Source organism: Streptomyces sp. NPDC096040 (genome assembly GCF_040303265.1).
Classification (GTDB): domain Bacteria; phylum Actinomycetota; class Actinomycetes; order Streptomycetales; family Streptomycetaceae; genus Streptomyces.
In genome coordinates this window covers 82,996-97,969 of sequence record NZ_JBEOTA010000015.1, presented here as the reverse complement: position 1 = coordinate 97,969, position 14,974 = coordinate 82,996, and the positions used below count along the sequence as shown (strand labels likewise).

Here is a 14,974-nt window from a genome sequence, read left to right as displayed (position 1 = left end):
CTGGACGCGCCCTCGCTCCTTACGGTGTTTTGCGGCCTGCCAGGACCAGCTGGACGTTGCCGCCGCGGACGCGGATGGATTGCCGCATGATCTTCAGGAATGCCTCTTGGATGGCGGAGTCGCCACCGCGTGGCGGCACGATCTCCACCTCCACCCTGATCACCTGCTCACGACCAGGCGCTGCCCCGGGGCCGTATGAGCGCCTGCCATGTGACCCGGTGAGCATCGACGCCCACGGCGCGTCCACCATTCGCCGACTGTCCGGGTTCGACAGCACCCGGGAGCCGACCGGCAGGTCCAGCAGCTCCGGGCCGTGCTCGCCCACCCAAGTCAGATCCGACCGCAGCCCACCCGAGGCGGCCGCCCCGACGATGCCGCCCGTGGCCTTACCCTTCAGCGCCTTGGAGATCAGTTTCTCCATGGTCTTCGCCAGATTGGCCATGGTCTTTTCGAGCTTCTCCTGCTGCTTCGTCAGCCGGTTCACGCTCGCCGTCTGCGACTTGATCGCCGCCGCGTACACACTGTCGGCCGTCGTCTTCCCCGCGCTGCCGGCCGCCGAGTTGATCTGCCCCTGCAAGCTGTTCAGCGACTTGATCTCCGACGACGACGCGCCCAACAGCGCGCCCGCGGTCTCCAGACCGCCACCGGAGACGCCCGCCTCGCCGATCTGCTGAATCAGACTGGAAGACAAGCCCTTGGCCTTGAGCTGCTCCAGCGCGCTGGCGAACGCGGTGTCCTTGTCCCGGCTTGCCGTGAGGCCGCCCATGATGGACGCCACCGTCGGCGTGCTGTCACTGGCGCCGGAGGTGATGTTTGCCGAGGACAGGATCCCGGACTTCACCGACGAGGCGAGCTGGCTGGAGGCGTCCTTGAGGCTGCTGAGCTTGTCCTTCGCCGACGCCAAGCTCTTGGTCACCGAGTTCAGCTGCTTCTCGTAGCTGATCAGCGACTTCCCCACCGAGCTCAACCGGTGCAGCAGCGACGACTCCGTCCGGCCGGTGAACGCCGCCCGGATCTGTGATGCCACCCCGTTCAGTGCCGACACCAGCGAAGAGACATCCCCTGGCGCGCCCAAGTTCTTCTCGAACGGCGTCCTCTGGTAGCCGGCCATCCTGCCGAACGAGCTGATCCCGAAGCTGCTCCCGAGCTGTCCCCGGGCGTCCTTCATCGCCTGCGGCATGCCGCCCTTCGCCAAGCGCGCGACCGGCAGGCGCCCCTCGTTCAGGGCGTCCATCATCTTCACGCCGTACTTCCGCACGGCCGCGGCCTTCATCACGTACTCGGTATTCGACACCATCGACTCCGCGCCGGAGGCGAAAGTGGCATAGATGCTGTCCGAGGTACCGCTGCCGGGCCCCTGGACGTAGCCGCCCTCATCGAAGTGCTGCACCGGGCCGCCACCCGCACGGCGCAGCAGGCCGCCGTGCGCGTGGCCGCCCTTGGGTAGCTGCACACCAACCGAGCTGTCGCCGGACTGGACTTTCTTGTAGTACTCGGTCGTGTAGACGCCGATGCCCACCGTTTTGCCGTGCATATTGTCGACGGCGTTCTGCACGTTGTTGATCGCGGACAGTGCGGCGCCGGTAGTCGCCGTGATTTTGACGCTGCCGCCCTTGAGGTGCTGGACCTTGAATCCGAACGCTTCCAGTACCGTCTCCGCGGTCTTCGACAGCGTCGTCAGCGTCACCGACTTCGCGCCCGGCGTCTTCTTGACCGCCGCGTTGAACGCATTGAGGTCCTGCTCGGCCGTCTTCTTATCCACGCTGAACTGGAACTTCTTAGCCGCAGGGGCCTTCAGTAGCTCATCCGCGAGTGCGGTCGCCTGCTTCTTCGTGTCGCCCATCGCCTCCGCAGTGTCGATCAGAGACTGACGGCCCTGCTTGTAGACCTTGTCGACCTTGTCCCACGCGACGTGCTGCTTGTTCATCTTGTCGACGTAGTCCTCGGTCTTCGCCGCCAGCTGGGAGAGGACGTCGCGGTTCTTCCGACCAGCGTCCGAGTTGAGGCTGAGGGTCTTGCCGTTCTCCTTGACCGCCTTCGATGCATCCGACATCGCCTGATGGAACCCGGTCTCCGCATCGAACGCCGCGCGGTGCACCGCGTTCAAAGCCATGATCGACTGCTCAAGGCCCTTCGCTGCCTGGCTCTCCGCGTCGAGGGCGGCCTGCGTCTCCACGGCCTTCTGCCCGAACAAGCCCATGCTCTCGGCCGTGAGCTTCTGCTCTGTCGCCTGGCTCGCCAGCGCGGCCGTGTACCCGCCGAGCTTGCCCTTCAGTTCTGTCGCCGTCATGCCCTGCTTCTGCATCGCCGCGGCAGTGTCGTTGAACGCAGCCTTGGCCAGGTCTGCCTTCCCGCCGTTGACCATGTTCACCAACGCCTGGTCGACGGCGTCCAGGTCCTTCTTCGCCTTCGCTACCGGCGTGGAGTCCATGCCGATCAGGGACGTGAGGAACTGCTGGGTCTTGTCCAGGTTGGACGGGCGGGCGAGTGTGCGCAGGCTGTCAGCGAGGCCGCTCAGGTCCGCGCCGTACGCCCGTACCGCCTCACCGCTGACCTTGCCCGTGTCGCCGAGCTTCATCAGCGACGTCGTCATCCGGTCGACGTCCGGGGGCGCCTTCTTCCCCATCTCCGACAGTTTCGTCAACCCCAGCGCCACCCCAGCGAGGACGGCGATCACGACCGACGCCTTCGCCACCGCGCCCAGCTCCATGAATGCGGCTTTCAGTCCGGCGACGCCGCCGCCGGCCGCGGCGAACGCCTCACGCATATACATGGCCTTGAGCGCCACCCCGTCGAAGATGCCTTGCATCGCGGCCACGGCCTTCCCGCCGGCCGACCAGAGCATCGTCGCCGCGGCGGCGACCTTCATCGCCGCGGACACGGCGACCGTGGCCGCTAGCAGACCGCCCAGGGCGGCGGCCGCGCCGATGGTGGCCGTCTTGTGCTGGAGCATCAGGTTGACGAATGACTGGACAGGCGGGATGAGCTTGTTCCCGACCGTGATCATCAACGCGTCGAACGACGCCTGAAGCGCCTTCGTCTGGAACGCGAACGTCTTCTGCGTAGCCGCCCACGCGTCCCCGAACTTGTTGGCACCAGCAGTCAGCGCCGGGTATTTCGACTCGAACTTGTCGAACGCCCTGACCAGCACGTTCAGGCCCGCTCCCGCCTTCCGACCAAACGCGTCCGTGATGATCTGGCCCTGCTGGTCGGCGCTGATTCCTGCCTTGTGCATGCGGCCGACCAGGTCCTCCATCGCGAGCTTGAGGCCGCCCTTCTGCATGTCCTTCGCGAGGGTGTCTTGCTTCAGGCCCAGCTTGTCGAGGGCTTCCTTGGCGGTGGAGACCGGCTTAGCCAGAGCCATCACCGACATGCGGAGCTGCGTGCCCGCATTCGCGCCGCGGATATTGGCGTCGCCGAACGTTGCGAGGGCGGCGCCTACATCCTTGATGCCGAGACCGAAGCCGGCCACCGTGGCGACCATGCCGGACCCGAATGCGGACGCGAGGTCCTGCATTTTCATGTCACCGGTGCCGACGGTGGCGTTGAGGACACCCATCGCCTTGTCGAAGTTCTCTACACCCGGAATGTTGGCGGCGACAGCGGCGGTGAGAGCGTTGGTGACGTCGACCAGGTTCGCGTGGCCGACCGTGGCGCCCTTCGCGGCGGTCTCGGTCAGCTTCAGCGCCTTCTGGCTACTGATGCCCATCGACTCGAAGTTGGACTCCACGTGGTACAGGGACTCGGCGAGCGAATCCGGGTCCTGGCCGACCTTCCCGGCGAGATCGAGGACGCCCTTCTTCAGGCCGGCCATCTTGTCCTGCGCCACACCCGCCTGCGTGTGCAGCAACGTCATGCTGGAGTCGAACTTGCTGGCCATCTTGACCGACTCGACACCGATCGCAGTCAGGGCGCCCCCGGCGATCAGCGCGGTCTTGTGGAAGGCCCGCATGCCCGCCCCGGCCTTGTTGACCTCGGCGTTGACACCGGCCATCGCCGGTCCGGTCAGGTTCTTAGCCGTGACCAGGATCTCCACAACATTCGGAGACACGATTCACCTCACCCCGCCAGCCGCCGACGACTGCCCCTCATGCAGCAGCACCGCCGCACACACAGGACACAGCCCCGCCACCAGAACCCACGACCCGAGCTCGACCGCGACCGGTCGCAGCAACGCCGGATCCACCGCCCCGTTGCAGCGCCCGCACTCCGCACCGATGTCCCCGTCGAGCATCCCCTGCACCGTCTCGGCGACCACGCGCTCCATATGGCAGTCCAGGCAGCGGCCATAGCCCTCAGTGCCTCGCACGTAGCCTGCACCGCAGCGCCCCCGAGACAGGTGCGCGCACTGCCGCAGGTCGCCAGCAGCCAGCTGCTCGGCCACGCCATCCACCCACGGCGAGTCCCCCGGCGTGTAGTCAGAGACCACCAACACCTTGATCCCGTCATGCAGACCACGAACGAGACGATCTGCTACCGCCCGCCGCCCGGGGCGACTCACGCGAGCCCTTCGGCGGCTCACCGGCCGCTGCCCGTCTCCAGGAACGCCACAGCACCGTCCAGCAGCCTCAGCCGCACCCGCCGTACATCCGCCCGCATCTCCGGCCGAGCCCGCCACCTGCGCACCGTACGGCCGCTCACGCCGACCTCGGGCCCGATCTCCTCCGTGGGCCGGCCCATCGCCAGCAGCACCGCCGCCCGCATCCTCGGGGGCAACTCCGTGCGTCCAAGACTGTCCATTGTTGTCCACCTCCTACAACAAGAGTAGAGGTGAAACCGCTCATTCACGGATGCGACAACTCATTGCTTTGTAGAGACTCCACAAACACGGCAGTGCCCGACCTCCCCACAGGAAGATCGGGCACCCACAACTGACAGACCAGTCAGTACGTCGCCACCCTCAGAGAGGGCAACTCCGGGAACTTCCGGACCTCCGGGGACTCCAACCCCGACAACAGGCCGTCCTCGCGTTCCTCCGGCACGATCCGGCCCATGTTGTACTGCAACACCCCCGCCATGTAGTTCGGCTGGGGCAGCCGGGCCTCCGCCACCTGGAACACGACGTGCGCCAGAACCGACCCGGAACCGGCCGTGTGATGGACGTCCCCCTTCACCTTCACGACCCCGCCGACGAACGTGTCAGCGCCACCCGACGCACCCGAAGCGTCCAGCCCGAGCGAGGACAGGATGCCGGCGTGACGGACCACGACCTCGTCATACGCCTCCGTCTGCCGCATCAGCTCCACAAGCGCCCGCTGCGCCGCCGTGGCCGCGTCCTCCAGCTTTCCGCGTGCCGCCTTCACCTCCTTCCCCGCCGCAGCGATCTCCTTCGCCGCAGCCTTCTCCAACTCCTCCCGCGTCGCCGCCGACCGCTCCGCCGCCACCTGAGCCTCGAACGCCTCCCGCAACTCCCGTACGTTCGCTCGGCACTGAGCCATCCGCTTCAGCGCGCCCGCCAACTCCGCAGCCTTGACTGTGCTGTTCGGCGCCGCCATCAACGCCTCCTCAGCCGTCGCCCGCCCGCGTTCGGCCTCCGACACCTCAGCCTCAGCCGCGGCAACCTGCTCTTCACTGATCGTGATCACTACGTCCTCCATCATCCTGATTTCCGATAGCCACCGGCACACTGCCGCCCGCGCTACTTCACACCCCCGGGAATACGCACAGGCCCCGAGCCGCCGGCGGCCCCCGCCCGCGTCGCGGCCTCGTCGACCCACACCAGCCCGGGCCGCTCACTCCCGCCCCTGCTCAAGGCGCCAGTTCAACGCCAGCACCGCCACCCCAGCGACCACCAAACCCGCCGTCACACACCACGCGAACGCCGCCGCCGCGAGCATCCCCAGCCCGACCGCGTCCATCACGTCCGACCGCGACACCGACACCGCCCCCAAGGCCTTCCGCGCGGCCCTCACCACTCGCCCCGCTTCTCCCGAGCCGCCCGGCTGGCCGCCTCGGCGATCTGCACCCCCAAGGGCGCCCGATCCGCCCGGTTGTGAGCCTGCACCGCCGCGAACTCCTCGCCCGCCGAAAGCCCTTCACCGCCAGCCGCCGCCCCACCGGCCTTCGCCGACTGCTGCCCGAGACGCACCATCGCCCACAGCAGCACGACCACCAGCACCGTCACGCATACGACGACCACCGCCGCCAGCTCGTACCCGTTCACCGCAGACCCCCCTCAACCGCCCGAGCGATCCCCCGCGCCAACAGCCGACGCCGTCGCCCCGCCGACGCGCCCGCCGGAATCGACACCACCACCGGACCACCAGCCGAACGCGCACCCAACCGGACCGCAACCTCGTCCATCACCGCCAGGACCGCCTCAGCATCGAGAGGCCTCCGCGCCGCAACCTCCTGCACCCGCGCCAACTCCTTCGTGAACAGCGGATCCTTCAGCCATCCGCGGACCGTGCTCGGATGCACACCCACACTCTCAGCAACCGCACGCTGCGACTGACCAGCCACAAGCGGCAAAATCGCATCCACACGCTTCGCAGGATCAATGCGAGTCATTCCGTTCCTCCTCGATGAAGCGGGCCACCAGGCCCATCCAGTTCCTCAATCCACGGCCGACCACGAGGACACGCCCGCGTCCCCCGCATCGGCGGCAACCGCAGCCGCCCCTTCACCCCCCACCGCCCCGGCAACAACCAATCCATGAGCCACCAGTAGCGACGCCACGCAGTCGTAGGACTCATCCCCAGCTCGGCACCGGCCTGACGAAACGTGAAGCCCCGCCCCAACACCAGCTCAAAGACCGCGAAGCCCTCAGCCGCCTTCACCGAGACGTCGAGACGCAGGTGCGGATACGGACCACCACGACGCGGCCGCCAAGCCACCGAAGAAGATGAAACAGACTTCGCCATACGACGGGGGCCAACCGGGCTCACCTGCACATCAGTCATACCGACACCTCTCAAGCGTTGGGGCGGCCGTCCGCCGGTCGACGGCCGGAAGTCTGGGGCAGCAGCGCGCGGGTCAGTTGAGGTTCGGGATGTGGTTGGCGCGCAGCGTCGCGGCAACAGCCGGATCGACAATCTCCAGGGCGTCGACGAACAGCAGCGGCCAGAAGATCGGCCCTTCACGGGGCATCAGGACGACGAGGTCCTGTGAGCCGTCCGCTGGGATGTCCTGGCCGACGACCTTGCCCAGCTCGGCGGCCGGGACCGTCTTGGGGACGACGAGGACTCCGGCGGTCTCCATGAGCATGTCGACGACGAGGAGCGCGCCGGCCCGGCCGGTACGGAGGACCACGGGGGTTCCGCTGTCGAGGTAGGCGCCCCACGACGAAAGGTTCTCGAGGCTGCGGCTGAGCCGCGGGAGGGCGTCGGGTGGGGTGGTGATGACGTAGGCGTCGCGGTCGGCGATGTGGGCGGCTATCTGCTGTACGGCCGTGTCGCGGTCGATGAGTTCGTTCGTGGCGATGGGCATAGCGCGCTCCGTTCGGGGTGGGTCAGTAGTTGCGGTGCGACTTGCGTGACTCTCTGTGGTGTCGGAAACGTGGCTGTCGGAAAGGGGACTTCCGACAGGGGTTCGCTCGGCGACCTGGGGGTTCGCGCGTTCCGCGAGTCTCATCTAGAAGTTTTTGTCTATGAATGTCCGTTCTTGGCGTGAGACGCTGTCGGAAAATCCGTTCCGACACTTCCGACGTTCCGACAGCACTTCCCGTGACCACAGCTACTCCGGAGCAGCCGAGCCAGCGGCCAGCAAGCCACCGTCCAGCTGCACAAGCCAGCCCTGCTCGCACCCGTACCGGAGAGCCGCCGTCCACAGCGATTCCGTAGCCCCGGACGCCCGGTACTTCGCCCGGTCCGTCGTCGCCAGGCACGCCCTGTTGACGTCACGCATGGGGATTTCGCCGCCCTGCCGGGTGAGGTAGCGATGGGCCCGCTTGGCGACGTTCACGACGGACGGGTGGACGCCGTTCACGACCTCGTACACCGCGGCTTGAGACTCGGCTGCCGTCAGGACGGCCTCCGCGCGGCGCGCGTCCAGCTCGGCCTGCGTGCGCCGTCGTGCTGCTTCCTGGACGCGATCTCGGACTTTCCTCGAGGTCTGCCACATCACGCGGGCCATGTCCCAGTCGTCGACCGCGACGGCGGTGCGCCCGTGCAGGAGGGCCAGTAGCCCGGCGCACTTCAACCGCCACAACGGTTCGTGCGTGTCGAGCGGCGCCTCGGCACCCCGGCCGAAGGAGATCGCCAACGAGAGTTCGTCGAGTTCCTGCGTGACGTGTTCGGGCACCGGGATGGTGAGGTTGCGCAGCGTAGACACCCAGGTAGTGACGGGAGTGTCCTCGCCGGTCCTGGTGGTGACGGTGACGGGTCCCGTGGTCGTCGGCCGCTGCTTCGGGGTGTCTGGGCCGAGCGCCGCGTGAGCCCATGCGAGGCGCTGGGGGAGACCGATGGAGCCCATCTCCAGCAACTTCGCTGCGGGTTCCTCCTGCACGCCGAGCGACATCGACAGCGTGTATGAGCCCTTGGGCAGAGCGCGGCGCCGCTCGACCTCGGCGTTGCTGGTGCCCTGCCGTTCACTCATCCACGCCTTGCACAGGACGCCGTTCAGGGTGGCGGCGGCGGACATTTGGGCCATGGCCTCGAGGACGCTGCCTTCGGTGGCGAGGGCGTAGCCGCGGTGCCGGGTCTGCACGGGGATCTTCTTCTTTCCGCCGGGGTCATCGGGGTCGGTCTTGAGGTCCAGATAGGCGCTGATGGCGCCTTGCCCGGTGGAGATGTCGATGTACGCGAGGTCGATGCTCGGGAAGGGCGTGAGTTCCTCGGCGGTGTTCTCGGCGTTGCCCTTGCCGCTGCCCGGTGGGCCGAATAGGCCGCAGTACCAGCCGAGAGTTGTCGGCTGCTGGATGCCGCCGTCGACCCGGACGGAGGGGTGTGCCATGGCTGCAACGCGGGCGAGGACGGCGTGAACGACGGCGTCGGGAGAGGCGCGTCGGGCGCGAGCCATCTGCTGGATCTGGCTCAGGGACGGCGTGGCGTTCCAGAAGGTGCCGGGCAACCGGTCTGTAGGCGCTGCGCCGGCGGCCACGTCGCGGTCGGGGGCGTCCGGCGAGGACTCTTCCTGCGGCCCGTCCCACGGATCGTTGGCGAGCAGCGCACGAAAGCTGTCGGCGTCGTCGCGGCCGCGCTCGCTGTCCTTGAGGCACCGTCGCTTCACCTCGGCGAGGACGGCCGGGGCGAGCCGTGCGGCCGCGCCCTGAGCGGGCCTGCCGGCGGCTGCGCGCATGATGTCGCGCGCGGCCTCCGAGGTGTTCCCGGCGTAGTGGAGGTGGGCGTACAGGGTGCCGACCGTGAGCTTCTGCCCTCGGGGGAGGGCCCCGACGGGGAGGTCTGAGCGCTCGGACCAGTTCACGGCCACGTGGTCATCGCAGAGCAGGCTGTACGCGCTGCTCGGGGCTTCTCCTCCGGCGGTGGGGCGTAGCCACTTCTGCCGACCACCGGTCTGTCCGGCGTAGGTCCAGCCCTCGGGCTCGAGGATGTCGCGGAACGTCAGCATGTTGGCGAGGACATCGAGGGGGCCGTCGCCACTGTGCTGCCCGGCGCGGCGCTCCTTGTGCGGGGGCGGTACTGCCACGCCCTTGCGCTGCGCCTTGCGCTCCTGCTTCTCACGGGCCGCCTGGTCCAGCAACTCCCGTGCAGTGGGCGCGAGGTCGGCCACGGCCGCGGCGAGGTCGGCCAGCTCGAACACCTCGCCCGTCCCAGGCCCGATCGTCGCCAGCCGTTCCAGTCCTGCCTTCCGGTTGACGGTGGCGGGGATCTTCATGAGCCGGTCGAGGTTGCCGACCTCGACGTCCCACGACCAGCCATGCCGGTACGCCTCAGCTGCGAGGATCGCCTGAACGCCTGTGGTGACTTCCTTCACCCGGGCACGGTCCTCGGCGTCTTGGATCAGGTAGTTCTCGGCGAGCAGCCACACCGGGTTGTAGCCGCCTCCGGTGTTCACCCAGCCCGAGGGCGTCGGCAACCCCGACTCGGCGACGACTTTCGCCACCGCGTCCGCGTCCGGCGGAGCGGGGAGGTCGTCAGGGCTGGGCTTGTGCCCGATCGTGCCGAAGTCGCCGTCGGCCCACAGGTGGGTCAAGCCGTACGCCAGGTCTTCGCCACCGCGTCCCTCCGCGGGGCGTTCGAGGAGCGTCGTGCTCTGGGCATACACGCCCTTCGCCTTCCGGCGGTCCAGCGTTGAGACGTACTGGACCGCCGCCTCGACGCCGGCCTCGTCAGTCGCGAAGCGTTGGCCTGCCCATCCGTCCTTGTCCGAGCAGATGCTGATGTACCCGGGGCATCCGCCGTACAGGTGCGTCAGCCATTCCCGCACGACCTGGGGGTCTGCGGTGAGTGGCTGCTGCTCGTCGTTCACTCGTCGCGCTCCGGGGGGTGTGCCGTTGCTCCCGCGCGGCGGCGGGAGCAGCGGTGGGAAGGGTGGTTCAGCACGCGGGGGTGCCTCTGTCGGCTGCCGCCGCGTCCTCGATGGCCTGGCGCATCAGAACCAGGACACCGTCGGGGTTGTGGGCGCAGCCGCCTTCGACGTGTGGCGGCTCCCCGCAGGCTGCCGAGCTGATCAGGTACACCTCCGAGCAGCGGCTCACGGCCTCAGCGATCAGTACGGCGTCGTAGTCCGTCAGCAAGCTGCCCATGCCGAGGTCGATCTCGACGACGGATCCAGGCGCGTAGGTGTCGATGAACCCGTGGCGGTCGTCCGCCGACCGCGCGGCGATCCACCCGTGCGCGTCGACCTTGAGGCGGAGCCGATACCGGAAGTGCACCGCGGGGCTCCGCCCGGCCACGAGCGCCAGGCGGGGACCGCGGTTGCCGTGCCGGGTGGTCATCGGGCCGCTTCGGCGAGTTCGCGGATGCGCGCGGGCGCGGCGAGCGCGTCCCGGCGGATCATCCTCGGGTCAGCACCGGCCTTCAGGTTGTCGGCCAGTAGATCGAAGAGGTAGCCGACCTCGGCGTCTGCCGTCTCCGCGCGGGCGTGCTCGATCGCCGCGTACGCCTTGAGCGGGAGGACGGTGGCGGCGCGCAGGGCCTCGGTGAACTCGGCGCCGCCCTCGGCGTTCACGCCCTTGGCGAGTTCCTCCGCGATCTCGTCGACCGCCTCGGGCATCCGGTCGAGGGTGGCGGCCGGGTCGGGCATGCGGAGCGCCTCGGCGTATCCGACGGTCGCGAGGTACAGCCCGGCGGCCTCTGTGCGCGCTTCCGGCTGCGGGTCCGTGCTGATGGCGTTGGCTGCCGAGCTGGCCGTAAGCTGGTTCATGGTGATGGATCCGTTCTGTTCCGCGTAGCCCTGGGTCGCTGGCGAGCGATGAGCCCGGGGCTTCGCTGTGAGTGGGTCCTTGCTGGGCCCCTCCCTCGTCGGCATCTCTAGTGCCGGCGCGAGAGGGGTCGTTTCATGCGCCCCGGAGGGGACGGATCACGGCCGATTCCCCAACCCTGCAACCGCATTGGGTATGCGATGTCATGGCTTCTGAGCTGGGGATATACGGCCCTGATGCACAGTGATGCTCGGCCTCGTCGCGCGAGGGAGTGGCTGCGGGTTCGGGTGCGTAGAGCAGGGAGACCAGGTCCCGCGTCGGGATTTTCAACTTCCGGCCGAGGGTGAGCACTCGGGTCGCGGTCCACTCACCTCGGCGGATCTGCGCGTACACGGTGTCCTTGTTGACGCCGAAGATCGAAGCCACCGTGGGGACATCCATGGTGGGACCGAGCGCCTCGATCGCCTCGCGCGTCCACACGGCGCTCACGCTGACTGCCCCAGCAACTCGGGCACGCCGAGGGTGCGGCGTAGGTCGGTCGTCGGGACTCGGTACGCCGCCCCAGCCTTGATCACACGGCAGGGGTAGCGATCCTCGCGAGCGAGTTTGTAGCCGAGGCTGCGCCGGATGCCGAGCGCCCGGTTGGCGGTCTGCAGGCTGACTGTCGTGGTGGCGATCGACAGCAGTTCTTCATGGGTCATCGCAGGGCGGCTGTCGTCCATGACCCTCTCTCCATGTCGATATGACACGCACGATCGTGCACCGTGCGCACTAGACACACCATAACGACGCCCCATGGACTGTGCAACACGCATGGGCTAACTTGTCGATATGCACTCCACTCCGAGCGAGGTCATCGCGACCCAGGTCCGCAAACGACGACGCCAGCTAGACCTGAATCGACAACAGCTCGCCGAGAAGTGCGCCAGCATCGGCGCGCCGCAGCTCACCACCGCAGCCCTGACCAACATCGAGACCGGCCGGCCCGACAAGGACGGGAAGCGTCGGCGTGAGGTGACGGTGGAGGAGCTGCTTGCCCTCGCATGCGCCCTGAGCATCCATCCCGTGGACCTGATGGTTCCGGCAGATCTCGCCGACGACGCTCCGTACGAGGTCACAAGCGCCATTGCCACAACGGCAGCCACCGCCCGTGGCTGGATCAGCGGCACGGCGTTTCTGGTCCCGCCCGAGACCCCGATGGACTTCGCCGTGGCGATCCAGGCCATGCCGAAGGAGCGCGCGCAAGCCGTCTCCCGCGATTGGTTCACGCCTGAGCGTCAGCAGGAATGGAATCGCGCTGCGCTGGAGTACGACCGTCAGCAGCAAGAAGGCAGGGGGGATTCATGAAGCCGTACAAGGCCTGTTCGTGCCGGGACCCGGAGACGAAGCGGCTCCTCGGGAAGAAGTGCCCGGACCTCAGCAAGAAGGGGCACGGCGGCTGGTACAGCCGCTACGAGGCGCCGAAGTCCGCGGACGGGAAGCGCCGGCAGCCGCGCATCGGCCCGTTCGACACGGAGCGGGAGTGCAAGGCCGAGCTGGGCAATGTTCTCGGCACGGCCGCCAACCCGAAGGCGCACGACGAGCGGAAGACCACGCTCGGCCAGTACCTCGAACGCCGGTACGCGTGGCGCAAGTCGGAGGCCGAGACGGGCGAGGGCCTGAAGAAGAGCACGCTCGACGCCGAGCGCGAGGCCATCGATCTGTACCTGGCCCCGGGCCTCGGGCATATCAAGGTCGTCGACCTGAACGACGAGCACATCCGCGAGCTGTACGCGGCCATGCGGAAGATCAACCGGCCGGAAGAGCGCGAGGAGCGCACAGAGGTCGTGCGTCGGCTGCAGGAGGTGCGGGCGACCAGGCACGGCAAGCGGCTGCACAGCCGCCCTATCTCCGAGTCGCGCATCCGCCGGGTTCATGCGGTGCTGCACGGCGCGCTCACGGACGCCTCGAAGCTCTCGAAGATCCGGACGGACAACCCCGCTGATGGGGTCTGGCGGTCGAAGGGCGGGAAGCGAAAGCAGGGCCGCGCGAAGCCCCTTCTGTGGACGGCCGAGCGCGTCGAGCAGTGGGAGAAGACCGGGGTCATCCCGGCGAAGGTCATGGTCTGGTCGTCCGACCAGTGCGGCGCGTTTCTCGACTTCGCCGAGGCATCCGGCGAGCGGCTGTACCCGGCGTTCCATCTGGACGCGTACTACGGGCCGCGCCGCGGCGAGCTGGTCGGCGCGGCAGAGCAAGACCTCAGCCTCGCGCGCCGCCGGCTGCATGTCCTGCAGGCGCAGTCGGACGACGAGTTGGACGACACCAAGACCGAGGCCGGATACCGGCAGATCCCCCTCGACGACGAGACGGTGCGCGTCCTCAAGGCCTGGCACAAGCGGAAGCTTGAGGAGCGACTGGCGTGGGGCGAGGCCTACCAGGATGCGGGGCGCGTCTTCTGTTACGAGGACGGCACCGCGCTGAAGGCGGAGTACCTGTCGAGCCGTTTCCGGATCCTGATCGAGCGGTACGGCAACATCCGCGGGAAGGTCAAAGAGGGTTGGCCAGTCGAGCGGATCGCCCGGAAGTTCCGGACGACTGAGGCGGCCGTCGAGGTGGCCCTGCGGATCACGCTCCCACCCATCCGCTTCCATGATCTGCGTCACGGTGCGGCCACGATGTTGATCGCCGCAGGGGTCGACGACAAGTTCGTTTCCGAGGTGCTCGGCCACGCGTCCGTGTCGTTCACGAAGGACGTGTACGCGGTCGTTGCCGAGGAGCTGGCAGAGGACGCCACGCGGAAGATCTCGGCCTTCATTCCTCGCCAGAATCGCCTTTCGGCGGTTGGTGCCAACACCGTGCCATCAGGGGGCTAAAAGTGGCTCTGAAAGCAACTCAGGGAGCCCAGCCTCAATTGGCCGAACTCCCTGGTCAGGTGGCGGAGGCGGAGGGATTTGAACCCTCGATGGGCTTTAAGGCCCAAACCGCATTAGCAGTGCGGCGCCATAGACCGGACTAGGCGACGCCTCCCGCACAGCCGCCCGCGCGAGCGCGAGTGGTGCGTGCAGATGATGACACAGTCGAGCGTGCTGTCACCAATCGGCTCCCACGGTACTAGGCAGCCGGGCCGCAGGGCAAAGCCCTTCTCGTGGTCGGGGGCGCCGCGCAACGTCCGGGCGCGCCACGCGTTGGGCAGGGCATGTCTCACTTCGCCGTGCGGGGCGCCCTCGGGGCCGTCGCCGCCGTTCTCGGATCCCTCCCCGCTATGCCCGCCTCCGCCGCCATCCAGGGCGACCACCTCACCGTCACCGTGCGGCACACCGGCGACGGGCGGGACGGGACGTACGAGCTGTCCTGTCATCCCGACGCCGGCAGTCACCCGGACGTGGACGGGGCGTGCCAGGCGCTCGACCGGAACACGCGCTGGGGGCGGGACACCTTCGCCCCGGTCGCCCCCGGGACCGCCTGCACCATGCTCTACGGCGGCCCGGCCACCGCCCATGTCACCGGCACCTGGGCCGGCCGGCCGGTCGACGCGACCTACGACCGCAGCAACGGTTGCGAGATCGGGCGCTGGAACCGGATGGTGCCCCTGCTGCCCGACCTCGCTTCATAGACCCCAGGTCGTCGGGGTCCAGCCACCCCGAAAGACAGCACAGCCGTCTCATGGCGGAAGCCCCGCTCCCGTAAAAGTCTCGCGAAGTTAAAGCGGAGGTGAGGCATGTCGGTCACATG

Annotated in this window: 15 protein-coding genes and 1 tRNA gene; 3 read left to right on the top strand and 13 right to left on the bottom strand. The window is 68.1% G+C overall.

What is annotated here, in order from left to right; translation table 11 throughout:
• Window positions 1-19 precede the first annotated feature (19 nt).
• The 12 genes from ABTY98_RS21790 to ABTY98_RS21730 form a co-directional block, all read right to left on the bottom strand.
• Window positions 20-4,036: a phage tail tape measure protein gene (locus ABTY98_RS21790; RefSeq protein ID WP_352222577.1), complete on the bottom strand. Its 4,017-nt coding sequence runs from the start codon at window positions 4,034-4,036 to the stop codon at window positions 20-22.
• A gap of 18 nt (window positions 4,037-4,054) precedes the next feature.
• Window positions 4,055-4,384: a hypothetical protein gene (locus ABTY98_RS21785; protein WP_352222576.1), complete on the bottom strand. Its 330-nt coding sequence runs from the start codon at window positions 4,382-4,384 to the stop codon at window positions 4,055-4,057.
• 134 nt (window positions 4,385-4,518) lie between these two features.
• Window positions 4,519-4,740, bottom strand: coding sequence for a helix-turn-helix domain-containing protein (locus ABTY98_RS21780; protein ID WP_352222575.1), 222 nt, complete (start codon window positions 4,738-4,740; stop codon window positions 4,519-4,521).
• Between the two features lie 143 nt (window positions 4,741-4,883).
• Window positions 4,884-5,600 carry a hypothetical protein gene (locus ABTY98_RS21775; RefSeq protein ID WP_352222574.1) on the bottom strand — a complete coding sequence of 239 codons (717 nt, stop codon included), beginning with the start codon at window positions 5,598-5,600 and terminating at the stop codon, window positions 4,884-4,886.
• A 132-nt stretch (window positions 5,601-5,732) separates the two neighbouring features.
• Window positions 5,733-5,876, bottom strand: a complete 144-nt coding sequence (locus ABTY98_RS21770; protein WP_352222573.1) for a hypothetical protein — start codon at window positions 5,874-5,876, stop codon at window positions 5,733-5,735.
• A gap of 32 nt (window positions 5,877-5,908) precedes the next feature.
• Window positions 5,909-6,163 (bottom strand): hypothetical protein, encoded by a 255-nt coding sequence (locus ABTY98_RS21765; RefSeq protein WP_352222572.1) that lies wholly within the window; start codon window positions 6,161-6,163, stop codon window positions 5,909-5,911.
• Window positions 6,164-6,975: 812 nt separating this feature from the next.
• Entirely contained in the window at window positions 6,976-7,428 is a 453-nt protein-coding gene (locus ABTY98_RS21755) for a hypothetical protein (protein ID WP_352222570.1), read from the bottom strand.
• Window positions 7,429-7,674: 246 nt separating this feature from the next.
• Entirely contained in the window at window positions 7,675-10,368 is a 2,694-nt protein-coding gene (locus tag ABTY98_RS21750; protein WP_352222569.1) for a hypothetical protein, read from the bottom strand.
• 67 nt (window positions 10,369-10,435) lie between these two features.
• The gene (locus tag ABTY98_RS21745) at window positions 10,436-10,837 is read right to left on the bottom strand and encodes a hypothetical protein (RefSeq protein ID WP_352222568.1); all 402 of its coding nucleotides are present in this window, start codon (window positions 10,835-10,837) and stop codon (window positions 10,436-10,438) included.
• Window positions 10,834-11,265, bottom strand: coding sequence for a hypothetical protein (locus ABTY98_RS21740; RefSeq protein WP_352222567.1), 432 nt, complete (start codon window positions 11,263-11,265; stop codon window positions 10,834-10,836). The genes ABTY98_RS21745 and ABTY98_RS21740 overlap by 4 nt, the downstream gene beginning before the upstream one ends.
• A 133-nt stretch (window positions 11,266-11,398) precedes the next feature.
• On the bottom strand, window positions 11,399-11,743 hold the full coding sequence (locus tag ABTY98_RS21735) for a helix-turn-helix domain-containing protein (RefSeq protein WP_352222566.1): 345 nt from the start codon (window positions 11,741-11,743) through the stop codon (window positions 11,399-11,401).
• A gap of 5 nt (window positions 11,744-11,748) precedes the next feature.
• The gene (locus ABTY98_RS21730) at window positions 11,749-11,985 is read right to left on the bottom strand and encodes a hypothetical protein (protein WP_352222565.1); all 237 of its coding nucleotides are present in this window, start codon (window positions 11,983-11,985) and stop codon (window positions 11,749-11,751) included.
• Window positions 11,986-12,094: 109 nt separating this feature from the next.
• On the opposite strand from ABTY98_RS21730, the gene ABTY98_RS21725 reads away from it, so the two are divergent.
• Together ABTY98_RS21725 and ABTY98_RS21720 are read left to right on the top strand one after the other, a co-directional pair.
• Entirely contained in the window at window positions 12,095-12,610 is a 516-nt protein-coding gene (locus ABTY98_RS21725) for a helix-turn-helix domain-containing protein (RefSeq protein WP_352222564.1), read from the top strand.
• On the top strand, window positions 12,607-14,115 hold the full coding sequence (locus tag ABTY98_RS21720; RefSeq protein WP_352222563.1) for a tyrosine-type recombinase/integrase: 1,509 nt from the start codon (window positions 12,607-12,609) through the stop codon (window positions 14,113-14,115). The genes ABTY98_RS21725 and ABTY98_RS21720 overlap by 4 nt, the downstream gene beginning before the upstream one ends.
• Window positions 14,116-14,175: 60 nt before the next feature.
• Here ABTY98_RS21720 and ABTY98_RS21715 read toward each other — a convergent pair.
• A tRNA-Ser gene (locus tag ABTY98_RS21715) sits at window positions 14,176-14,269 on the bottom strand.
• Between the two features lie 169 nt (window positions 14,270-14,438).
• Between ABTY98_RS21715 and ABTY98_RS21710 the strand changes: the two genes are divergently transcribed.
• The gene (locus tag ABTY98_RS21710) at window positions 14,439-14,855 is read left to right on the top strand and encodes an SSI family serine proteinase inhibitor (RefSeq protein WP_352222562.1); all 417 of its coding nucleotides are present in this window, start codon (window positions 14,439-14,441) and stop codon (window positions 14,853-14,855) included.
• The last annotated feature ends 119 nt before the right edge of the window (window positions 14,856-14,974 follow it).